Source organism: Bifidobacterium sp. M0307, from assembly GCF_016100445.1.
GTDB classification, from domain to species: Bacteria; Actinomycetota; Actinomycetes; order Actinomycetales; family Bifidobacteriaceae; genus Bombiscardovia; species Bombiscardovia coryneformis.
Window position 1 is genome coordinate 567118 of record NZ_JACFSL010000001.1, and the last position, 21799, is coordinate 588916.

Annotated in this window: 19 protein-coding genes; 14 read left to right on the forward strand and 5 right to left on the reverse strand. The window is 60.1% G+C overall.

Features of this window, described 5'->3' with window-relative positions; translation table 11 throughout:
- Positions 1-326 precede the first annotated feature (326 nt).
- On the forward strand, positions 327-905 hold the full coding sequence (locus H3V08_RS02160; protein ID WP_033489943.1) for a haloacid dehalogenase-like hydrolase: 579 nt from the start codon (positions 327-329) through the stop codon (positions 903-905).
- Between the two features lie 17 nt (positions 906-922).
- Here the strand turns inward: H3V08_RS02160 and H3V08_RS02165 are convergent, their stop codons facing one another.
- The 5 genes from H3V08_RS02165 to H3V08_RS02185 form a co-directional block, all read right to left on the reverse strand.
- On the reverse strand, positions 923-1969 hold the full coding sequence (locus tag H3V08_RS02165; protein ID WP_198181456.1) for a Gfo/Idh/MocA family protein: 1047 nt from the start codon (positions 1967-1969) through the stop codon (positions 923-925).
- Between the two features lie 2 nt (positions 1970-1971).
- Entirely contained in the window at positions 1972-2451 is a 480-nt protein-coding gene (locus tag H3V08_RS02170) for a very short patch repair endonuclease (RefSeq protein WP_198181457.1), read from the reverse strand.
- A gap of 16 nt (positions 2452-2467) precedes the next feature.
- Positions 2468-3007, reverse strand: a complete 540-nt coding sequence (locus H3V08_RS02175) for a peptidylprolyl isomerase (RefSeq protein ID WP_198181458.1) — start codon at positions 3005-3007, stop codon at positions 2468-2470.
- Between the two features lie 190 nt (positions 3008-3197).
- Positions 3198-3557 (reverse strand): YccF domain-containing protein, encoded by a 360-nt coding sequence (locus tag H3V08_RS02180; protein ID WP_198181459.1) that lies wholly within the window; start codon positions 3555-3557, stop codon positions 3198-3200.
- The gene (locus H3V08_RS02185; protein WP_198181460.1) at positions 3554-4282 is read right to left on the reverse strand and encodes a TetR/AcrR family transcriptional regulator; all 729 of its coding nucleotides are present in this window, start codon (positions 4280-4282) and stop codon (positions 3554-3556) included. Before H3V08_RS02185 ends, H3V08_RS02180 begins: the two co-directional genes overlap by 4 nt.
- A gap of 331 nt (positions 4283-4613) precedes the next feature.
- Between H3V08_RS02185 and H3V08_RS02190 the strand changes: the two genes are divergently transcribed.
- The 13 genes from H3V08_RS02190 to H3V08_RS02250 all read left to right on the forward strand — a co-directional run bounded on the left by H3V08_RS02190 (position 4614) and on the right by H3V08_RS02250 (position 21775).
- The gene (locus H3V08_RS02190; protein ID WP_198181461.1) at positions 4614-6329 is read left to right on the forward strand and encodes an MFS transporter; all 1716 of its coding nucleotides are present in this window, start codon (positions 4614-4616) and stop codon (positions 6327-6329) included.
- 81 nt (positions 6330-6410) lie between these two features.
- Positions 6411-8093: an NAD+ synthase gene (locus H3V08_RS02195; protein WP_198181462.1), complete on the forward strand. Its 1683-nt coding sequence runs from the start codon at positions 6411-6413 to the stop codon at positions 8091-8093.
- A gap of 188 nt (positions 8094-8281) precedes the next feature.
- Complete coding sequence (locus H3V08_RS02200; protein WP_198181463.1) at positions 8282-8494, forward strand: hypothetical protein; 213 nt, start codon at positions 8282-8284, stop codon at positions 8492-8494.
- Positions 8495-8787: 293 nt separating this feature from the next.
- Positions 8788-11163 carry a formate C-acetyltransferase gene (gene pflB, locus H3V08_RS02205; protein ID WP_198181464.1) on the forward strand — a complete coding sequence of 792 codons (2376 nt, stop codon included), beginning with the start codon at positions 8788-8790 and terminating at the stop codon, positions 11161-11163.
- A gap of 94 nt (positions 11164-11257) precedes the next feature.
- The gene (gene pflA / locus H3V08_RS02210) at positions 11258-12139 is read left to right on the forward strand and encodes a pyruvate formate-lyase-activating protein (protein ID WP_033489955.1); all 882 of its coding nucleotides are present in this window, start codon (positions 11258-11260) and stop codon (positions 12137-12139) included.
- A 136-nt stretch (positions 12140-12275) separates the two neighbouring features.
- Positions 12276-13598, forward strand: a complete 1323-nt coding sequence (locus H3V08_RS02215; RefSeq protein WP_198182088.1) for an HRDC domain-containing protein — start codon at positions 12276-12278, stop codon at positions 13596-13598.
- Between the two features lie 49 nt (positions 13599-13647).
- Positions 13648-15054 carry a trigger factor gene (gene tig / locus H3V08_RS02220; protein ID WP_033497115.1) on the forward strand — a complete coding sequence of 469 codons (1407 nt, stop codon included), beginning with the start codon at positions 13648-13650 and terminating at the stop codon, positions 15052-15054.
- A gap of 244 nt (positions 15055-15298) precedes the next feature.
- Entirely contained in the window at positions 15299-15916 is a 618-nt protein-coding gene (locus H3V08_RS02225; protein ID WP_033489959.1) for an ATP-dependent Clp protease proteolytic subunit, read from the forward strand.
- A gap of 7 nt (positions 15917-15923) precedes the next feature.
- Positions 15924-16592: an ATP-dependent Clp protease proteolytic subunit gene (locus H3V08_RS02230; protein ID WP_033497113.1), complete on the forward strand. Its 669-nt coding sequence runs from the start codon at positions 15924-15926 to the stop codon at positions 16590-16592.
- A 161-nt stretch (positions 16593-16753) separates the two neighbouring features.
- The gene (gene clpX / locus H3V08_RS02235; RefSeq protein WP_198182089.1) at positions 16754-18115 is read left to right on the forward strand and encodes an ATP-dependent Clp protease ATP-binding subunit ClpX; all 1362 of its coding nucleotides are present in this window, start codon (positions 16754-16756) and stop codon (positions 18113-18115) included.
- A 122-nt stretch (positions 18116-18237) separates the two neighbouring features.
- Positions 18238-19161, forward strand: a complete 924-nt coding sequence (locus H3V08_RS02240) for an NAD kinase (protein WP_051875628.1) — start codon at positions 18238-18240, stop codon at positions 19159-19161.
- A complete protein-coding gene (locus tag H3V08_RS02245) occupies positions 19161-20939 on the forward strand; it encodes a DNA repair protein RecN (protein ID WP_198181465.1) in 1779 nt (592 codons plus the stop codon). The genes H3V08_RS02240 and H3V08_RS02245 overlap by 1 nt, the downstream gene beginning before the upstream one ends.
- Positions 20940-21109: 170 nt before the next feature.
- A complete protein-coding gene (locus H3V08_RS02250; RefSeq protein ID WP_033489965.1) occupies positions 21110-21775 on the forward strand; it encodes an HAD family hydrolase in 666 nt (221 codons plus the stop codon).
- The last annotated feature ends 24 nt before the right edge of the window (positions 21776-21799 follow it).

Sequence of the window (21799 nt, forward strand, 5' to 3'; positions counted from 1 at the left end):
TTCCCTAACCGATACGAACATGCCCCCCCCCCTCATGGGTATCATGCTGCCTTTCGTCTACTGCCGATGTTCCGACATGGCCAACCCCCCTGTTTTCCATGGCAAAACCGACAGAATAGCGACAATAGTACATACCGTGGAGTCTCGATGACAATAATCAAGTGATTGGCAAGTAATCTGACGAGCCCTACCGGAGATGTCAGGACTCGATTACCGGTGGACGTGCGGATTGCCAGGTCTGGGTTCAAGGGGAAAGGTGCCCTCGCTCCTGTCATTACTGCACGCTAGGGTTCACTTCGTTCTGAGCCCTGGTCAGGAAGGTTGGTATGCGGGTACTGGATTTCGATGGCACCATCTATGACGGTGAGAGCCTGCTCGACTTCTACTTCTTCACCCTGCGCCGGTACGGCAGCATGGTGAGGTTCGCTCCTGCCGCCTTGTACTACGCCATCAGGTACCGGCTCGGCAGGGTAACCCTGGAAGAGCTCGACAGGGCCATGCGCCGCATAGGCGGCAGGTATCTACAGCAGCTCACGTCCCGTCCCGATTTTGATATGGATCGATTGGTCAGCGAATTCTGGGACAGGAACATGAGCAAAATCATGGACTGGTACCGACCCCGTCAGGATGATGTCATCCTGACGGCGAGTTTCGATGTGGTGGCGGGAGAGGCGTGCCGCCGCCTGGGAGTGGGCCGATGCATCGGTTCGACACTCGATATGGAGACCCTGGAGGTCGGGTATCTCAACTTCGGTCCGGGCAAACCAGTTCATTTCATGGAAGCGGTCGGGGACGATGCACGGATTGACTCCTTCTACACCGACAGCGACTTCGATGCCCCGATGGTGCAGCTGGCCAGGAAGGCATACCTGGTTGAGAGGGGATGCGTGCACCGCATCAAGTGACCCTTCGGAACAAGGAATCAGCCTTCGAATGGGTAGACCAGACCCCATTGCTGGCGAATCGAGTCCATCAGCTCCATGATGCGCAGGGTATCGTGGTGGGGCATCTCCGGGCACTCGGTCCGTCCGTCCAGGATGGCCTCGGCGGCGCTGGCCACCTCGTATTCGTATCCTGTCAGCTGATCTGGGATTGGATAACTGCGGATCTTTTCGTGCGTATTGTCGTAGAGGTCCAAGGATTCCACGTTGTTGATGTTCCCACACATGAGGTAGCCCTCGCTTCCCCATATGGAGCCGAAGCGGTCACTGTTCGAAACCATGGAACTGGTTGCCACCCCCATGGTCCCGTCCTGGTAGAGCAGGGTCGTTGAATTCTGGCTGTCGACCCCTTCGGGGCTGCGTACCCAGTCTGTGGTGATTCGCTCGATGGGCCTGGGCCCCATGATCATGTCGATGAAGTTGAGCGGGTAGACGCCTACATCGAGTAGGGCGCCGCCGGCAAGAGCAGGGTCGGTCATGCGGGCTTTTCCTGTGGTCACATAGCCCAGATTGCCGGTGACCGTCTGCACGGTGCCCAGATCGCCGGATGACACGATGCGGTCGATGATGGGTCGTGAAGGCATGTAACGGGTCCAGATGGCTTCCGTGCAGAGGAGTCCTGTCTTCTGCGAGGTTTCGATCACCTGCCTGGCCTGCTTGGCGTTGGCTGTGAACGATTTCTCAACCAGGACGTTCTTGCCGGCCTCCATGCAGGCTACGGCTTGTTCCGCGTGCAGATTATGGGGGGTGGCGATGTAGACCAGGTCGACTTCGGGGTCCTCCAGGAGTTCCTGGTACGAACCGTATGGGTGCTCGAAGCCATACTGGGCTGCGAAGGCTCCGGCGCGCTCGCGGTCCCGGGAGGCCACGGCGTAGGGGGCCACAAGTCGGCTGTAGCGCTCATCCTTGGTCATCATGACCAGTGTCCTGGCCAGGGAGTGGGCTATGCGGCCGGCCCCCAAAATAGCCACGTTGACGCGCCTTCCCTTTTGCTGGGCTTCCTGCCGCCTGCCGTTCAATCTACTCATCCTTACTCCTTTGTTTGCATTGGTGGTTTTATCGATTCGTCTTGGCGATCGGGGTCGATGATGGCCTGATACAGCTCGTCCAGGGTCTTATCGCGGTGGGTGGCGTTCAACTGGCATTCCCATACCGTGAAGACCCTCCATCCCATGGCACGCAGTTTGCTGCCCTGTTCCTGGTCCCGCTGACGGTTCCTTGTCAGCTTGGTGGTCCAGAATTCCACGTTCGATTTCGGGATGGAGAATTTGGCGCAGCCCTCATGCATATGCCAGAAACAGCCGTTGACGAAGACCATGGCCCGCCACTTGGGCAGGACCACATCGGGGTGGCCCGGGTACCTTTTGTCGTTCTTGCGGAAGCGGAGTCCGCGGGCGAAGAGGTAGGACCGGACCAACCGTTCAATGGAGGTCTCCTTGCCCCTGATGCGGGACATGGTGTAGCTGCGGGTACCGGGTTTGTACTTGCTTGGAGCCACCTTCGAAGGCATACCCGGGACCCTATGCTCAGAGCACTTCGATGCTGTTGATGAAGACCGGTTCCTGGGGGCGGTCGCCGGAGTCGGTGGCTACGGCATCAAGCCTGTCGACGACCTTCTTGGAATCCTCATCGGCAACCTGGCCGAAGATGGTGTGGTGACCATCCAGCCAGGGGGTGGGTACGGTCGTGATGAAGAACTGGGAGCCGTTTGTGCCGTGGGCCCTGCCCGTGGCGGGGTCACGACGCAGGCCGGCATTGGCCATGGCCAGTTTGTAGGGCTGGTCAAAGGTCAGCTCGGAGTCGATCTCGTCGTCGAATTCATAACCGGGGCCGCCCGTGCCTGTTCCCAGGGGGCAGCCGCCCTGAATCATGAAGTCCTTGATGATTCGGTGGAAGGTCAGACCGTCGTAGAAGGGGTCCTCCCTTTCCTGGCCGGTCTCCGGGTCCGTCCATGTCTTCTTGCCCAGGGCCAGATCCAGGAAGTTGGACACGGTTTCAGGTGCCTTGTCGTCGAAGAGGTCAAGGCGGATGTCGCCTTCCGATGTATGCATGATGATGGTAGTCATGCCTCTCATTCTTTCATGACTGCCCGACGCATATCCCCGGTGCGCGACCTGCTCGGTCGAGTCTTGTTCTGGTTATGGGCAGGCCAACGACCGCAAGGCCAAGTGGGCTCATTGCTCCACCTTATACGGCTTCGGCAAGAGGTGAAGGGGCGTGGTGGGCAGCTGCAGAGTGCTGGCGATTCTGTCTGGTTCAGATGATGACGGCGCCGAAGGGCATCAAGGCCAGTTTGGCCATCTTGAAAGACTGTATGCCGAAGGGTATTCCGACGATGGTGGCGAGGTTGATCAGGCCTGCCACGAAGTATGACAGGGCCAACCACCAGCCACCCAGGACCAGCCATAGCAGATTGGCCAGTGCGGATCCGAACCGTCCCTGATAAGCGACGGAGTGGCCGAAGGGCGACAGGGTCAGACCGGCCATCTTGAAAGCCTGTGCACCCAGCGGAATGCCGACGATTGTGAAGCAAAGGATGATGCCGATCAGGGCCCAGCACAGTGAGATTGCCAGACCGCCCAGGAGAAGCCAGATGATGTTGCCCAGGAATCTCATGAGAGGTTGTCCTTGCCCCGGTCCCTCTGATGTGGCCGTGATTGTTCTACGGACAGGGTTTCCACCACGGCCTGAGTGGATTTCGTGATGTCTTCGACGATACGTGATACCTTGTCGCGGCTGGGTTCTCCGCCCTCCATGGCCAAGGCGTCAATCAGTCGCATACCGGATTGGACGATGCCTCTGGTGACCTCCACGCCGGTCTGGGCATCTCCTGGACGCAAGGACTCCCAGGCGTCAATCAAGGGCTGGTTCACCTGACGGTGGAAGTCCACCATGGCGCCCGTGGTCCTATCCGTGGAGCCCGTCTTCTTCTGGTCAGGTGTGATGGGCTGCCCGTACAGAAAGGAGTCTCGGAACTGGGTGTCATTGCTGTCGGCGTAGAGGTTCATCAGCCAACTGTGACCGTGATGGCCGGCCTGGATCAGGTTGGTCCGAGTCCAGGCAAGGATGATCTCCTGTGGCGTGTGCGCCTGACTCAGGGCCTGGGTCAGGGACGTGGACCAGACGGGCAGGTGGGCCTCCAGGACCATGTCGCAGAGCTGGTCGGTGTCGGCAGCGTACCGGTAGAGGGAATTCCTCGCCATGCCTGCCCCTCTGCTGACTGCGGCCATGGTCAGACCACGCCGGCCAGAGGTTCTGAGTATCCGCTCGGTTGCCGTGAGGATGCGCGAGAGCGTCCTGGAACGGTGCTCGTCCAGACTGGCTTCCTCGATCTTGGGCATGATCCTCCTGGGGTTGTGCTCCTGCATGATGCGATCGCATATGGCCGCGATTCTTCCCGTTGCAAAGAATCATATGGCTCCGGGTGTATGGACTCAACTTCGGCTGGTGGACATCGGGTCTTGGTTGCCTCAGCTTGTTGGTGCCGTTTTGCGATGCTGCCCCGATTCCCCGTCCTGATTCTTCCGTTCCGCTGTTGGCGATTGCCGCCTCGCTGCTTGCCAGGGGAATTTTTGCGACGTATAGTCTCAAAAGTCCGTAGACGAGTTATCGGGATGCTGAATGGACATCAGCGCATAAGATTCCCGGTGGCAGACAATGAGGGGGTGTCGGATGACCCGACGAGATCAGGGCGACGAGGGGGAGCGGACCCGGGCCGCAACAGAAGCACGGACGAATCCGGTAGGGGAGGCGAGCGCAGGCAAACCGCCCTGGAAGGCGCTCTGGGTGCTGGCCCTGGGGCTGGCCATGATTGTTCTCGACTCTTCCATCGTCAATGTGTCGATACCGGCCATCATCAATGCCATCCACATCACCATGACCGAGGCGCAGTGGGTCACAGCACTCTACAGCATCGTCCTGGCCGCCCTCCTTTTGCCCGCCGGACGACTGGGCGACATGGTCGGCAGGAAGCGGATGCTCCAGGTCGGGACCGTCATCTTCATTCTGGGTTCCCTTCTTGCGGCAACCTCTTCCAGCGGGTCCTGGCTTCTGATGGCACGTGTGGTCCAGGGCATAGGCGGCTCGCTGGTCATGCCGTCAACCCTCTCATCGGTGTCGGCCACCTTCCGAGGCAAGTACCGAGCCACGGCCTTCGGTGTCTGGGGGGCCGTCATGTCCGGTGCCGCAGCAGTCGGACCCTTCCTGGGTGGTCTGTTCACCTCTACGATTGGCTGGCGTTGGATATTCCTGGTCAATCTTCCCTTGGGGCTGGTTGTCATCCTCGCCTCGATGGCCTTCGTACCCGAGACCAAGTCGTCGCCGGCGGGATCCGCCGACCGTTTCGGTCTGCTCCGCGACTGGGAGGGAATCCTCCTGTCGGCTTTGGGTTCGGCTTTTGTGGTCTTTGCCCTGATTGAGGGACAGACCTATGGCTGGGTCAGGCCTGCGTCCACCCTGGTCCTGGGTCCGCTGGTCTGGTCGGACAGCGCGCCAGTATCACCGGTGCCGATCAGCCTGGTCCTGGGATTGGTCCTCCTGGTCGGCTTTGCCCTGGTGGAGCTTCGCCGCAAGAGGCAGGACCGTATCGTTGTCCTCGATGTGTCCATGTTCACCATCGGTACCTTCGGTTGGGGAAACCTGACGGCGGCCATCATCAATGCAGGCCAGTTCGCCGTCATCTTCATCCTGCCCCTCTATATGATCAATGCCCGTGGCCTCAGCCCTCTTCAGGCAGGATCGGTCCTGGGCATCATGGCTCTGGGGTCTGTGGTCTCCGGCGGGCTTGCCCGGCTGGTCTCCGCTCGTCTGGGGGCAGGCGGTACGGTCCAGCTTGGTCTGGGTATGGAGATTCTCGGCGTTGCCGCCTCGGTCCTGCTCATGCGCGACTCCATGCCTCTCTGGACCATGTTGGTGACCCTTGTCATCTATGGGACGGGCCTGGGCTTTGCGTCCGCTCAGCTGACCAGCCTGGTTCTGTCCGGCGTACCCGTTGCCCAGTCAGGCCAGGCCTCCGCCACCCAGTCGACGATTCGACAGTGGGGCACTGCCCTTGGGGCGGCTGTTTCCGGCAGCGTTCTTTCCGCCGCCGTGGGTATGGTCATGCCGGCTCACTTGGAGGCGATCCCCGGCCTGCCAATCGGTGTTGCCCAGGGATTGACCCAGTCGGTGCGGTCATCGGCGGGCAATGTCATATCCTCCATGAGGATGCAGGGCACCAAGGGGCAACTCGGCGTGCTGGGACCCCAAGTCACAGAAGCTTTGACACGGGGATTCACCCAGGGGGCCCAACTGTCCATGGCCTTCGCGGGGGTGCTCCTTCTGGTGGGTCTGGTGGCCTCGATCAAGGTGCGGCAGGCGGCACGCAAGGCCGGTGCCGACCGGGTCTGACAGGGCTGTGCAAGGGGAATCGACCAGGGAATCACGCGCGGTTTCCCTGCCTGGCACCGCTTTCGGTTTAGAATCGCCAGTATGGGTATAGAAGAACACGACCATTCATCCGACGGCTCCCTCCTGGTGGCCCTGGCTCAGATTGATACCTGCGTGGGTGACCTGGACGGCAATGCGGCGAAAATCATGGAGTACTGCCGCAAAGCCGCCTCCAAGAAAGCCGATCTGGTGGTCTTCCCCGAAATGACCCTGACGGGGTATCCGATCGAGGACCTGGCCTTCCGGGCGACTTTCCGCAGGGCAGCCTGGTCCAAGGCCGACCAGTTGGCCAAGGGTCTCCAGGATGAGGGGCTGGGTGGTTTATACGTCATCGTCGGTACCGTCGGCACGGACCGGGAACAGGACAGGCCGCGCAACCGGATGGTGGTCCTTCACGACGGTCTGGTGTGGGCCGGGTATGACAAGCACTTCCTGCCCAACTACGGGGTCTTCGACGAATATCGAATCTTCACTCCCGGCCAGGAGAGCGTCATTCTCGACATCAAAGGCCGACGTATCGGTTTGGCCATCTGCGAGGATATCTGGCAGGAGGGCGGGCCCATCAGCGAGATGGCCCAAGAGGGCATTGACCTCCTGGTGACCATCAACGGTTCCCCCTTCGAGGAGGGCAAGGGACATGTGCGTCGCGATCTGGCGGCCAGGCGCGCTCGCCAGGTTGATGCCTCGGTCATCTATGTCAATCAGGTAGGAGGGCAGGACGACCTGGTCTTCGATGGCGGGAGCTTCGTGGTAGGTGCCGACGGTGCCCTCTTGGAACGATCCCCCCAGTTCATAGAGCACCTGGGATACTGGACCCTGCCGGAATCGGGGGTTGTGGGGGAGACGGCTGCCGGGTCCAAGTCCGCCCTGATCGGTGATCTTCCCGGAGATGAGGAAATCTACCGGGCCTGTGTGCTCGGTCTGCGGGACTATATGGTCAAGAACCATTTCACGGGAGTCTGTCTGGGACTGTCCGGGGGGATTGACTCGGCTCTGGTGGCCACAATCGCCGCCGATGCCTGCGGTGGCTCCAACATATGGGGCATCTCCATGCCCAGCCGGTACTCCTCCGAAGGGTCTCGTGACGACGCGGCCGACCTGGCCCAGCGGCTGGGCCTGCATTACGAGGTGAAGGCCATCGGCCCCGAATTCGATGCCTTCCAGGAGGAGTTGCATCTGGAAGGTGTGGCCGAAGAGAATATACAGGCCCGCATACGTGGTGTCATCGTCATGGCCTATTCCAATTCCAGGAACCTCCTGGCCCTGGCCACCGGCAATAAGTCCGAGCTGGCCTGCGGGTATTCGACGATCTACGGAGACGCTGTGGGCGGGTACGCTCCGATCAAGGACCTTCTGAAGACCAGGGTCTGGGAGTTGTCTAGGTGGCGCAATGAGGAGGCAAGGCGCCAGGGGCAGGTTGAACCCATTCCGGCCAATTCGATCCTCAAGCCGCCCTCGGCCGAGTTGCGAGAGGGCCAGAAGGACTCTGATTCCCTGCCTGATTATGCTCTTCTGGACCGTGTCTTGGAGGCGTATATCGAGAAGGCCCACGGCCGCGAGGACCTTTTGGCCGACGGTTTTGACCCGGAGACCGTCAATACGGTCATGCGTCTGGTGGATCGGGCCGAGTGGAAGAGGCGTCAGTACCCCCTGGGTCCCAAGGTGACATCGCTTGCCTTTGGTCGGGATCGTCGCCTCCCGATCACCAACGCTTTCAGAGAGTGACATTGTGTGCCCAACCGATTCCGGCTGATTCGGGTCCAGCATGGTGAAGCATCGATTTCCCTCTTGCCTGGGTTCTGCCTTGTCGGCTGTGAAGACCAGAGCTGGGTTGCGCTCGCGGGATACGGCTGCGTGACACCACCCAGGTCCGGGTGGCATGCGGTCACAGGAATCATGGCCAGGAGGCAATCATGGCGGAGCAGAGGCCAGAGTGGTTTCTCAATACGGTGACGGGCGAGCCTGAGCTGGGCAAGCAGTCGCCGGCCGACCGCAGGATGGGTCCTTATCAGTCTTACGAAGAAGCGCTCGATGCATGGAAAATCGCCAAAAAGCGTAACAAGGCCTGGGAAGAGGAAGACCGACGTTGGCGCCAGGAGTGGGAGGGGGACCCGGAGTCCTTATAGAGGGGTATCGGGAATGGGAAGAGTAGGGGAGTCTCCGCTGATTACTGTGTTTCGGCTCTCGCCATCTCCGTCGCCGACTGAGTGGATGGAACGCTCCTGCCGCGCATGTCATGGGCTCGTTCCGTAGGTTTTGGCGGCGGATGCAAGCCCATTTCCGCATATCTTCAAGAACGGCTTGCTCAATGTGACAAAGCTCACGTCCCTGGCTGACTTTCGGGAATGACGCCAACTCTATACTTGGTGGTAACAGTGGTGTGAGGAAGCGCCATTGACATATCAACAAGGAGTTGAGTATGACAGCAGTTGAGACCACATCAGTCTCTCCCGAGGAGCTGCAAGCCAAGGCTTGGGACAGCTTCAAGGGTGAAGACTGGAAAAAGAACATCGACGTCCGAGACTTCATTCAGGAAAACTACACCCCCTACACCGGAGACGAATCCTTCCTGGCGCCAGCCACCGAGAAGACCAAGTTCCTGTGGAACTACCTCGACGACAACTTCCTTGCCGTTGAGCGCAAGCAGCGCATCTATGATGTAGACACCCACACGCCTGCCGGAATCGACGCCTTCCCCGCCGGATACATCGACGGCAAGTCGGCTGACGAGACGCAGGACAACGTCATCGTAGGCCTGCAGACCGATGTCCCCTGCAAGCGAGCCATGATGCCCAACGGAGGTTGGCGCATGGTTGAGCAGGCCCTCATGGAGGCCGGCAAGGAGCCCGATCCCGAGGTCAAGAAGATCTTCACCCGGTATCGCAAGACCCACAATGACGGCGTCTTTGACGTGTATACCCGTCGTATCAAGCTGGCCCGCCACAACAAGATTCTGACAGGTCTGCCTGATGCATATGGTCGCGGCCGCATCATCGGCGATTATCGTCGAGTGGCCTTGTACGGTATCAATGAGCTGATCGCCCACAAGAAGGCCGACAAGGATTCGATTCCCTACCGCAATGACTTCACCGAGGAAGAGATCGAGCACTGGATTCGCTTCCGCGAGGAGCACTCCGAGCAGATCAAGGCCCTGAAACAGCTGCTGAAGCTTGGGCAGGAATACGGTCTGGACCTGAGCCGTCCTGCGCAGAATGCCAAGGAGGCCGTCCAGTGGACCTACATGGCCTACCTGGCTTCCGTCAAGAGCCAGGATGGTGCGGCCATGTCCATCGGCCGTCTGTCCGCATTCTTCGACATCTACTTCGAGCGCGACCTCCAGAGCGGCCTGATCGACGAGACGGATGCCCAGGAGATTGTCGACAACATCGTCATGAAGCTCCGCATCGTCCGCTTCCTGCGTACCAAGGACTACGACAACATCTTCTCCGGCGATCCCTATTGGGCAACCTGGTCGGATGCAGGCTTCGGCGATGACGGCCGCCCGCTGGTCACCAAGACCTCCTTCCGTCTGCTGGCAACCCTGACCCTGGAGCATCTTGGACCCGGCCCCGAGCCCAACATCACCATCTTCTGGGATCCGAAGCTGCCTGAAGGCTACAAGCGTTTCTGCGCCCGTATCTCCATCGACACCTCGGCCATCCAGTATGAGTCCGACAAGGACATCCGCGCCCACTGGGGAGACGACGCCGCCATTGCTTGCTGCGTTTCTCCGATGAGGGTCGGCAAGCAGATGCAGTTCTTCGGTGCGCGTGTGAACTCGGCCAAGGCCCTGCTCTATGCCATGAACGGTGGCCGCGATGAGATGACCGGAATGCAGGTCATCGACGAGGGTGTCATCAAGCCCGTCACCCCCAAGGAGGACGGCTCCCTGGACTTCCAGGAGGTCAAGGACAACTACGAGAAGGCTCTGCAGTGGCTGAGCGAGACCTATGTCGAGGCTCTGAACATCATCCACTACATGCACGATAAGTATGCATACGAGTCCATCGAGATGGCCTTGCACGACAAGGAGGTCTACCGCACCCTCGGTTGCGGCATGTCCGGTCTGTCGATTGCCGCCGACTCCCTGGCTGCCATCAAGTACGCCAAGGTCTACCCGATCTACAACAAGGATGCCGAGGGTACGCCGGAGTATGTCGAAGGTGCTGCCGACGATCTGATCGTCAACTACAAGACCGTGGGTGAGTTCCCTGTCTACGGCAATGACGACGATCGCGCCGACGACCTGGCCAAGTGGGCCGTCTCCACGGTCATGGGCCAGATCAAGCGCCTGCCCGTCTACCGTGGCGCTGTCCCCACCCAGTCCATCCTGACCATCACCTCGAACGTGGAGTACGGCAAGAACACCGGTTCCTTCCCCTCGGGTCACAAGAAGGGCACCCCGTATGCCCCTGGTGCGAACCCCGAGAACGGCATGGATTCCCACGGTATGTTGCCCTCCATGTTCTCCGTCGGCAAGATCGACTACGACGATGCCCTCGACGGCATCTCGCTGACCAATACGATCACCCCTGACGGCCTGGGCCGCGATGAGGACGAACGGATCAACAACCTGGTGGGCATCCTGGACGCCGGCAATGGACACGGTCTGTATCACGCCAACATCAACGTCCTGCGCAAGGAGCAGCTTGAAGACGCGGTCGAGCATCCCGAAAAGTACCCGCATCTGACCGTGCGCGTTTCGGGCTATGCGGTCAACTTCGTCAAGCTGACCCGCGAGCAACAGCTCGATGTGATCTCCCGCACCTTCCATCAGGGAGCAGTGACCGACTGATTGACATCGGTGGTCCTATCCGTTGAAAGACGGTGAGCCGAAGGGGGCGGGGAAGACACCCCGCCCCCTTCAAATTCGTAATCAGGAGGTTCCAATGACGGACACCATGACCTTCCATACCACCCAGCCGCACATGCTCAAGGAGTCCAAGGTATACCAGAGCCAGACTTTGATGGGCGGCTTATCGGGATTCGAATCACCCATCGGGCTGGACCGGCACGACCGGATGGCGGCCTTGCGCACGGGTGATATCGGATTTGTGCATTCGTGGGACATCAATACTTCGGTGGATGGTCCCGGAACCAGGATGACCGTATTCATGAGCGGATGCCCGCTCAGGTGTCAGTACTGCCAGAATCCCGATACTTGGAAGATGCGTGACGGTCAGCCCGTGTACCTCCAGGCCATGATTGACAAGGTGGCGCGCTACCAGGACCTCTTCAAGGCCACGGGCGGGGGCATCACCTTCAGTGGGGGCGAATCGATGATGCAGGCCGCCTTCGTATCTCGTGTCTTCCGTGCAGCCAAGGAGATGGGTGTCCACACCTGTCTCGACACCTCGGGCTTCCTCAACCGCAACTACACTGACGACATGATAGACGACATCGATCTGTGCCTTCTGGATGTCAAGTCGGGTGACGAGGAGACATACAAGGAGGTCACCGGAGGCACGCTGGCTCCGACAATCGCCTTCGGGAAGAGGCTGGCAGAGCGGGGCAGCAAGATCTGGGTACGTTTCGTCCTGGTCCCCGGCCTGACCGATTCGGAGGAGAACGTCGAAAAGGTGGCCGAGGTATGTGAGCAGTTCAAGGATGCCATCGAGCACATCGACGTTCTGCCCTTCCACCAATTGGGCAGACCCAAGTGGCATGAGTTGCGCATACCCTACCCCCTGGAGGATGCCAAGGGCCCCTCGGCCTCACTGAAGAAGCGTGTGACCGAGCAGCTCGAAGCCCATGGTTTCGTGGTCTACTGATGAGATGACGGAGGGCCCCGGCCGGGAAGTTGGCCGGGGCCCTCTTGTTGAGCTATGCTTTCTGCCGTGCGAGGGACCCGGGTGAGGCACCTCCGGAAAGAGAACAGGTATGGAGGATAGTGCCCGTCGGCAGGACATGACCGGTCGCCAGGAAGAGCGTCCAGGTCAAGGAGAGTCAGACCCCGAACCAGCCCGGTTGCTGGCCGAACCCAGGGGTGGTGTCCCACCGGTTATCGATGATGCGCAGGGGTTTGCGCGGGCATGCCGTGAACTCTCCCAGGAACGCGGCCCTCTTGCTGCCGATGCCGAGCGGGCTTCGGGTTTTCGCTATGGACATGATGATTACCTGGTCCAGTTCAAGCGCGGGTCATCGGATATCTTCCTTCTGGATCCTCAGGCACTGAACCGTGCAGGATGTGACTGGGACGATTTCAACCGGGCCGTTGATGGTGCCCAGTGGATCATCCATGACTCACCTCAGGATCTTCCCGGTTTCCACGACCTGGGCATGAAGCCCTCATCGTTGTTCGATACGGAGTTGACCGCGCGAATGCTGAACCTCCGGCATTTCGGTCTCTCTGCGGTGACCGAGCACTTCCTCGGTCTCTCCCTGGCCAAGGAACACTCCGCCGCCGACTGGTCGCACCGCCCCCTTCCCAGGGATTGGCGCAACTACGCCGCCCTGGATGTGGAGCTCCTGGTTCCCCTGCGTGAGCGCATGATGCTGGAGCTGGAAAGGCAGGGCAAGGAAGAATGGGCCCGGCAGGAATTCGTCTGGCTGCTGGACAAGCGGTCACAGCGCAAGCCCAGACCCGAGCAACCCTGGCGGCATTTGTCGCAGATCAGCACCCTCCGCAAGGACCGACGCGGCTTGGCTGTTGCGAGGGCCCTATGGACCAAGCGCGAGGAACTGGGCAGGGAGTATGACATCGCTCCCAGCCTTCTCCTGACCGACAGGTCCATCATTGCCGCCGCCCAGGCGAAACCACGTAATGCCGCCCAGTTCCGTGCCATCCGCTCCTTGAATGAGCGGGTGAGGATCCATGCGGGTGGGGAGCAGGACAGGATGTTCGAACGGTACGCTCCCATTCAGCGCAAGGTTCGACCGAAGGTCTGGAGGGAGACCATCTTGGAGGCGCTCGATCTGCCTGCTGATGAACTCCCCGTGGGGCCTAAACCGCAGGCTGACCAGAACAACGCCCCCAAGTCCATGCAGGTGTGGCGGCAGCGCCATCCGGAGCGTATGGCGAGGCTCGAAGCGGCTCGGAAGACCGTGGCCAGGATAGGGCAGGAAACCAATACCCCGGTCGATGTTCTGATAAAGCCCAAGTACCTGCGTAACCTCTGCTGGACCGATGAGCCCGGAAAAAGGGACGTGGCCGACTTCCTCGAAGAGCAGGGCGCCAGGCCCTGGCAGGTTTCCCTCCTGTCAGAGTCCCTAAGTCGCGCTATCATGTAACGGTTGCCTTACTGGCAGATCAAACGGTTTTGATGAATTGGAGCGCAGCGTGAAAATCAGCGTCAGGAACCTCGAGCCCACCAAGGTCAGGCTCACAATCACCGTCGATTCGGAGGAGCTGGACCCGTACCTGGACCAGGCCCGCAAGGAGATCGGCAAGCAGGTCACCATCCCCGGCTTCCGCAAGGGACATGTGCCCGGCCCCATCGTCGACCAGCGTGTCGGGTTCGCCAGCGTTGCAGGCGAAGCCATCAATGCTGGCGTCCCCGAGATTTACTCCAAGGCCCTGGCGGAGAAGAAGCTCCACGCCATGGACCAGCCGCAGATTGATGTCAAGGATGTTCCCCAGTCCGCCAAGGATGAGACCAAGTTGAAGTTCACTGCGGAGGTGGAGATTCGCCCCAAGTTCGACCTGCCCGACCTGGACGGCATGGAGATTGAGGTCCCCAAGCCCGAAGTCAGCGATGAGGATGTCGACAAGCGTCTGGACAACCTCCGTCAGCGCTTCGGCACCCTGGTCAGCGTGGATCGCCCCGCCAAGAAGGGTGATTTCGCCAGCATCGACCTGGATGCCCTCATCGACGGGGAATCTGTGGATTCCCAGCAGGGCATCAGCTACGAGTTGGGTTCCAACACCATGCTCGACGGTCTGGATGAGGCCCTTGACGGCCTCTCCGCCGGTGAGGAGACCACCTTCGAAGGCACCCTGGAGGCCGGCGATCACCAGGGCGAGAAGGCCCAGATCAAGGTCAAGGTCAACTCGGTAAAGGCCGAGGAGCTGCCTGAGCTGGATGACGAGTTCGCCCAGGAGGCTTCCGAGTTCGACACCCTGGAAGAGCTCAAGGCCGATGTGCGCAAGCAGTGCGAGATCGACGCCGAGGGCCGCCAGGCAACCGACGCCCGCGATGCCTTCATCGCCAAGCTTCAGGACGGCCTGGAAATTCCGGTCCCCAAGGGCATCAAGGCCAACATGGTCGCCGATCAGCTCAAGAACACCGGCAAGGATTCCGAGAAGGCCACCAAGGACGAGAAGGCCGAGGCCGAAAAGAACGTCGAGAAGGAACTCCGTGACCAGATGACCCTGGATGCCCTGGCCGAAAAGATGGAGGTCAGTGTCAGCCAGGTGGATGTGACCAACTTCCTGGCTTCGATTGCCCAGCAGTACGGCATGGACCCCTCCGCCTTCATCAACTCCATCGTCCAGAACGGTCAGCTGGGTTCTGCCGTTCAGGAGGTCGGACGTTCCAAGGGTATGCTCGCCGGCATGCGTGCCGTCACCTTCAAGGATCCCGAAGGGAACGAGGTCGATCTGACCCGCTTCCTGGGTGGTGATGAAGAGGACGGACAGTCCATGGAAGACCAGGACGAGAGCGTCCAGGCTGCTTCCGCCGCTGCCGCTGTGGCCGACGAACTCTCGGATTCAGGTTCGGCCGAAGAGGCGGAAAACAAGGACTGACGTCTTCATCCGGCGGGTCGGACCTGCTCTCAGGAGCGGTTGCGGACCTACTGTGATATGACCGTTTGATCAGAGGACGCTCGGCGAATTGTCGCCGGGCGTCCTTTTTGTTGCGGCCGCTCTCCAGGGATTCCCCGTAGACCGGCCTAGCCCTTCCATGGTTGCGCAAAGAGCGGAAGTTCCCCCAAGCGTCGGTTGTGGGCGCTAGGCTCTAAGGCATGACACGTTTATCGAAGGAGACACGGTGAGCAATACACTTGCAACCAGCCCTGTCATGGAAGAGGGGGAGGCCGCTGCACCTGCGGACCCCATCTTCAACAGGCTGTTGAAGGACAGGATCATCTGGCTGGGCGATGAGGTTAAGGACACCAATGCCAACGTCATCTGCGCCCAGATGCTGATGCTGGCGGCCGAGGATCCCAAGAAGGACATCTGGCTTTACATCAATTCGCCAGGCGGTTCCATCACTGCCGGCATGGCCATCTACGACACCATGCAGCTGATCGAGCCCGATGTGGCGACGGTTGCGGTTGGCATGGCAGCGTCCATGGGGCAGTTCCTCCTGTCCAGCGGAGCCAAGGGCAAGCGTTTCGTCACCTCGCATGCAAGGGTTCTCATGCATCAGCCCTCGGGCGGTGTGGGTGGTACGGCCACCGATGTCAGGATCAATGCAGAGCTGATCATGGATATGAAGAAGACTCTCTCGGAGCTGACCGCAGAGCAGACCGGTCACACCGTGGAAGAGATTTACCGCGATAACGAGTACGACCACTGGTTCACAGCCCAGCAGGCCCTGGAATACGGCTTCGTCGACAAGATCGTAACAACCCCGGGTACCATGGGTGCCCAGGGAGGGAAGTGAGCTTTTCATGGCATCAGAAGAAGCGAAATTCGTGGCACGGGCCCAGCGTCTGGCTGGCCCCCGCGGCCTTGCGGCCATGCCTCAGAGCAGGTACGTGCTTCCTCAGTTCGAGGAGCGCACCCCTTACGGATACAAGCGTCAGGATCCGTACACCAGGCTCTTTGACGATCGAATCATCTTCATGGGTGTTCAGGTCGACGACACTTCCGCCGACGACATCATGGCCCAGCTGCTGGTCCTGGAAAGCCAGGATCCCAATCGCGATGTGATTATCTACATCAACTCGCCCGGCGGCTCCATGACTGCCATGACGGCCATCTATGACACCATGCAGTACATCAAGCCCGACGTACAGACCGTCTGCCTTGGGCAGGCGGCATCGGCCGCCGCCATTCTCCTGGCTGCCGGCGCCGAGGGCAAGCGGCTGATTCTGCCCAATGCCCGTGTGCTGATTCACCAGCCGGCCATGGAACAGGACTTCGGCAAGGCCACGGAGATAGAGATTCAGGCCAAGGAAATGCTGCGTATGCGGACCTGGTTGGAAGAGACCCTTTCCAGGCACACCGGCCAGCCTGTCGAGAAGATTCGCAAGGATATTGAAATCGACACGATCCTGACGGCCCAGGAGGCCAAGGACTACGGCATGGTGGACGAGGTTCTGGAACACCGCAAGTAGATTCGGTCCCACCCGGTTTTCCGGGCAGGGCAATTCCCCGACTGGTCTATGAAGATGGGCAGGTCGGGGAATTTTCATATCCTGGAGGCGGGCAGGGCCTATCATGAAATATGACGGTGGGATTTCTGCGGGTCCTTACCGATTCGACGGGAAGGTTGAGAATGGGACGAGTGGTCAGCTATAACGACGGCCTGAGCAGATGTGAGTTCTGCGGCAAGGACGAGCATCAGGTGCGTCGTTTGGTCAAGGGCCCCTCGTCGGCCATCTGCGACGAGTGCATCCAACTCTGCACGCAGATCATCCAGGAGGACCAGGCCAAGGATGCCGCCAAAGACAGGAAGTCTCTGCCGGTGCCCAGCCGCATATTCGATTATCTGAACCGGTATGTGATTGGTCAGGATTCCGCCAAGAGGACCCTCTCGGTGGCGGTCTACAATCACTACAAACGGGTCAACCTGGAGTTGAACGATCTCCAGACCACTGCGGGGGATGGTGGCCGGAGCGCCATGACGCTCAAAGGTCCGAGCAGTGAGCCTGCGGGCCAGGTCGAGGACCCTGCCCTGCATGCGCAGGTGGATAAGTCCAACATCCTGCTTCTTGGCCCTACGGGGGTGGGGAAGACATACCTGGCCCAGACCCTGGCCAAAATCATGGATGTTCCCTTTGTCATCACCGACGCCACCACACTCACCGAAGCCGGGTATGTGGGAGACGATGTGGAGACCGTCCTACAGCGCCTCCTGCAGGAAGCCAACGGTGACCTTGACCGTGCACAGCACGGCATCATCTATATCGACGAAATCGATAAAATCGCCCGCAAATCGGGCGAAAACACCTCCATCACCCGGGATGTGTCGGGCGAAGGGGTCCAGCAGGCCCTGCTCAAGGTGATCGAGGGGACCATGGCCTCCGTCCCCCTTGAGGGGACCCGTAAGCATGGTGAGATCAAGACGGTCAAGATGAACACCCGTGACATACTCTTCATCTGCGGTGGAGCCTTTGTGGGGCTGGATGATATCGTCCGCAGGCGTTTGGGGGTGCATGAGAGCGGGTTCTCCGCCGCTAGGGAGCAGGAGAAGCGGGTGGCGGATGAGGACATCCTGGGGGAGGTGAGTGCCGACGACCTGGAGGAGTTCGGACTTCTTCCGGAGTTCATCGGACGCCTGCCTGTGGTGACGACCCTGCGCCCGCTTACCGTAGACCAGCTCAAGCAGGTCCTGACGCAACCCGACGATGCCCTGGTCAACCAGTACCGCCGCATGTTCCTGGATGATGGGGCGGATCTGGAATTCACCGATGAGGCACTGGACCGGGTGGCTGGGATCGCCTTGGAGCGCGGTGTGGGGGCCAGAGGACTACGTGGCATCATCGAGAGGATCCTGGAAGGGGCCATGTTCGAGATTCCCGACCGGCAGGATGTGACCAAGGTTCTGGTCGATGCCGACGCGGTGGAAGGCAGGAGGCCCCCCCAGTATGTGATGGAACAGGGCGGGACGGGCAGGACCGGTCGTCGCAAGAGCTGATCGGAATGGTCGGGGTGCCCGGTTGACCGGGCCGGATAGGATGGTAACCGGTGCGGACACAGGCGGGTCCCGCATAGGATGCCCGTCTCAGTTCGCAAATGGTGTCTTCGGAAGGAACGCCCATGGGCAAACGCAATGCCGTGGTGGTCACGCACAGACGTGTGCGCTCCAGTGGCAATCTGGTCAATGAGGCGGTTCAGCAGCTTCAGACCGATGGGTTCCAAGTCGACATCATAGACAATATCGAGGCTCCAGAGTTCGGGCAAGGCTCTCAGCAGGTCAGCGATGATACGGAAATCGTCATCGTTCTTGGCGGAGATGGGACCATACTTCGTGCCGCCGAACTGGTCAAGGGCACCAAGGTCCCCATTCTCGGTGTCAATACGGGGCACGTGGGTTTCCTGGCGGAGTTCGAGAGCTTCCAGATAGGCGAGGCCATCCGACGGGTGGCCGATCATGATTATTCCATAGACGAGCGGATGCTGGCCCATGTGGATCTGTGGCTGCCCGGGGTCGATGAGCCCATATCTGACTGGGCCCTGAACGATATGACCCTCGAACGTTACGACCGGGGCAAGATGATTGAGGTATCAGTTCGGGTTGACGATGTGGAGATGAGCTCCTTCGGGTGCGACGGGATGATTGTGTCCACGCCCACTGGGTCCACGGCATATGCCTTTTCTGTGGGTGGTCCCATCATCTGGCCCGACGCCAACTCCCTTCAAATGGTGCCGATTGCGGCTCACGCCCTTTTTGCCCGTTCACTCATCATCGGACCGGATTCGCGCTTTACCCTGGATGTTCTTGACGACTCCCAGTCCGCGGGATGGATCTGCAATGACGGTCGCAGGCAGCGGCTTGTGCCCACGGGGTCAAGGGTGGTCGTCCGCCAATCCGAAGACATCCTGCGTCTGGCGCGTCTTTCCGGGGTCCCCTTCACCCAACGTCTGGTTTCCAAGTTCGACCTGCCTGTGGTCGGCTGGCGTGAGCAGCATAAGCCCAATCAGCGGGGCGCGGGTCCTGGGCAATCTGAGGGGAGGCGCTGATGTTGGAGGAGCTTGAGGTCCGTGATCTGGGTCCGATCCATCATGCCCTGTTGAAGCCTGCGACCGGCATGACGGCCATCACCGGTGAAACCGGGGCCGGGAAGTCCATGCTGCTCAACGCCATAAGGCTGCTTTCCGGGGTTCCGGCCAGGGGCGACCTTGTGTCACCGGGTAGCAAAGAGGCCTGGGTGCAGGGCATATTCACCCAGGAAGAGGGGGCGCCGGTACTTGGAATCATCGACCAGGCGGGGCTGCCTGCCGAAGATGATGGTCAGATTTTCATCTCCCGCTCGATACCCGTCGGGGGGAGATCCCGGGCAGCCGTCAACGGGAGGTCTGCCCCTCGGTCACTTCTGGAGGGGATTTCCTCCGACCTGGTCACCGTGCATGGGCAGACTGATCAGATGAGGATGGCCAATCCCGGTCGTCAGCGCGATTTTCTGGATGCCTATGCCCAGGATGAGCACGAACTGGCCGAGTTTCGGCTGGCCTGGTCCAGCTATCAGTCCAGCCGGAAGCGTCTTGATTCCCTGCGCAATCAGGAGGCAGGTCTGGCGGCCCAGGCCGATTACCTACGTGAGTCCATCGACAGGATTGACCAGGTTGACCCCCACCCCGGTGAGGACGAGGACCTTCACCAGCAGCGTGACAGGATTGAACATGCTGCCCAGATAAGCCAGGGATTGAGGATGGCCCTGGGTGCCTTGGATGCCGCCCAGGTGGATCCGGACGGTGACGGTCCGTCGGTGTCGGGACTGCTGGAGCAGGCCATATCAGCCCTGGAAGGAATCGGGATTGGTGGCGTCTTCCAGGAGAGCGCCCGACGGTTGCGTTCAATGAACACGGACCTGTCGGACCTGGTCTTCACCCTCAGCAGTGAGATGGATGATGAGGTTCAAGAGGGGGATCTGGACAAGATAAATGCCCGGATTCACGACCTGGGAGAGCTGACCAGGAGGTGGGGCCCCACCATAGATGACGTGCTGGCCTGGAGAGACAAGTCCCGGTTGGATCTGGAAGACATGGATGCCTCGCCTGAGAAGCTCCAGGAGCTGCAGGACCAGTGCAGCCATGATAGGGATGCCGCCCTGAAGGCGGCTCGAGCACTTTCCCGGGCCCGGGCCATAGCAGGTCATACCCTGGGCGACAGGGTTTCCGAAGAGCTGGAATCCTTGGCAATGGCAGGGGCTGGCCTGGAGGTCAAGGTCGTCCAGCAAGACGACGATGCCTTGGACCAGCATGGACTGGATGACATATCCTTCCTCTTCACCCCCTATCCGGGATCGCCCCAGTTGCCTATGGGCAAGAGTGCTTCGGGCGGTGAGTTGAGTCGTCTGATGCTGGCCATGGAACTGGTGGCGGCTGAAGCAAGGACGGCCGGCATGAAGCCCGGTGCGGGTAATGGCCAGGCCTCGGATGGAGGCGGGGATGTCCTGCCGAACCAGAATCAGGCCATGCGGGAATCCATGACGTTCATCTTTGATGAGGTGGATGCCGGCGTGGGAGGACGTGCCGCTGTTGAGCTCGGTCGTCGCCTGGCCAGGTTGGCGGTCACATCCCAGGTGATTGTGGTCACCCACCTGCCTCAGGTGGCTTCTTGGGCCGATGCCCAGTTTGTCGTATCCAAACATGACGGGCAGTCCGGGGGAGTGGAAACCGTCGTCGATGAGGTTGCCGGCGAAACCAGGCAGCGTGAGATAGCACGAATGCTGTCGGGAAGCGAATCGACGACCTCTTTGGAACATGCGCGGGAGCTTCTTGACTCCAGTCGCTTGTGAGGTAATCGCTGTCAGGCCTCTGAACCGGTGGGTGACCTGCCTTTTCCACTCCAGCGGTCTTGCAGGTGACCTGGATTAGCCAGAGATCCGCCTGCATAGAGAATCTCAAACATCCTGCAAACCTGTAGTGGTTGCCGCAGGTTCACAACTCGGGAAGGTGATCGGTAGTGATGACACAGCTCGTCAATGAGGGTAAGGGCGCCATTTTCGATTTGGATGGCACCCTCTTGGACTCCATGGGGGTCTGGAAGGAAGTGGACAGGCTGTTCTTCGAACGCCGTGGCATCTCCATGCCGCCCGACTATGCCCATGCGGTGGCGGCCATGCAGTCAGGCGATATAGCCGACTACACCATCAGGCGATTCTCCTTGGATGAGGACAGGGAGGACCTGATGCGGGAATGGACTGATACGGCAGAGGAATTGTATGCGAACCAGGTCCGGACGAAACCGCACGCACTCGAGTACCTGCATCACCTGCGCAGCACCGGGGCCAAATTGGCCGTTGCGACCAGCCTGGCACCCAGATTGAGGGATGCTGCCCTGCTGCATGCAGGCATCAGGGACTGTTTTGATGTGGTCTGCAGTGTCGATGACGCCGGTCTTGGAGGCAAGGAACGCCCCGACATCTTCCTCTATACTGCGAAGAACCTCGGTGTGGCTCCTGAAGATTGTACGGTTTTCGAGGATATACTCATCGCTGTCCGTACGGCAAAGTCAGTAGGAATGCAGGTCTGGGCCATGTTTGATGCATCCTCCCAAGGTGATTGGGAACGTATCCGCAAGGAAGCGGATGGAGTCATTCGCGATTTCGACCAGGCACCGCTCCGACTTTGAGAGAAGCCGCTTCCTCTCTGCGTC

Coding starts and splice junctions, on each gene's coding strand:
- H3V08_RS02185 (WP_198181460.1), bottom strand. CDS start 4,282: ATGCCCAAGATCGAGGAAGCCAGTCTGGACGAGCACCGTTCCAGGACG.
- H3V08_RS02245 (WP_198181465.1), top strand. CDS start 19,161: ATGTTGGAGGAGCTTGAGGTCCGTGATCTGGGTCCGATCCATCATGCC.
- H3V08_RS02215 (WP_198182088.1), top strand. CDS start 12,276: ATGACCGGTCGCCAGGAAGAGCGTCCAGGTCAAGGAGAGTCAGACCCC.
- H3V08_RS02170 (WP_198181457.1), bottom strand. CDS start 2,451: ATGCCTTCGAAGGTGGCTCCAAGCAAGTACAAACCCGGTACCCGCAGC.
- H3V08_RS02240 (WP_051875628.1), top strand. CDS start 18,238: ATGGGCAAACGCAATGCCGTGGTGGTCACGCACAGACGTGTGCGCTCC.
- H3V08_RS02160 (WP_033489943.1), top strand. CDS start 327: ATGCGGGTACTGGATTTCGATGGCACCATCTATGACGGTGAGAGCCTG.
- H3V08_RS02195 (WP_198181462.1), top strand. CDS start 6,411: ATGGGTATAGAAGAACACGACCATTCATCCGACGGCTCCCTCCTGGTG.
- H3V08_RS02190 (WP_198181461.1), top strand. CDS start 4,614: ATGACCCGACGAGATCAGGGCGACGAGGGGGAGCGGACCCGGGCCGCA.
- H3V08_RS02165 (WP_198181456.1), bottom strand. CDS start 1,969: ATGAGTAGATTGAACGGCAGGCGGCAGGAAGCCCAGCAAAAGGGAAGG.
- H3V08_RS02180 (WP_198181459.1), bottom strand. CDS start 3,557: ATGAGATTCCTGGGCAACATCATCTGGCTTCTCCTGGGCGGTCTGGCA.
- clpX (WP_198182089.1), top strand. CDS start 16,754: ATGGGACGAGTGGTCAGCTATAACGACGGCCTGAGCAGATGTGAGTTC.
- H3V08_RS02175 (WP_198181458.1), bottom strand. CDS start 3,007: ATGACTACCATCATCATGCATACATCGGAAGGCGACATCCGCCTTGAC.
- H3V08_RS02200 (WP_198181463.1), top strand. CDS start 8,282: ATGGCGGAGCAGAGGCCAGAGTGGTTTCTCAATACGGTGACGGGCGAG.
- H3V08_RS02250 (WP_033489965.1), top strand. CDS start 21,110: ATGACACAGCTCGTCAATGAGGGTAAGGGCGCCATTTTCGATTTGGAT.
- H3V08_RS02230 (WP_033497113.1), top strand. CDS start 15,924: ATGGCATCAGAAGAAGCGAAATTCGTGGCACGGGCCCAGCGTCTGGCT.
- pflA (WP_033489955.1), top strand. CDS start 11,258: ATGACGGACACCATGACCTTCCATACCACCCAGCCGCACATGCTCAAG.
- pflB (WP_198181464.1), top strand. CDS start 8,788: ATGACAGCAGTTGAGACCACATCAGTCTCTCCCGAGGAGCTGCAAGCC.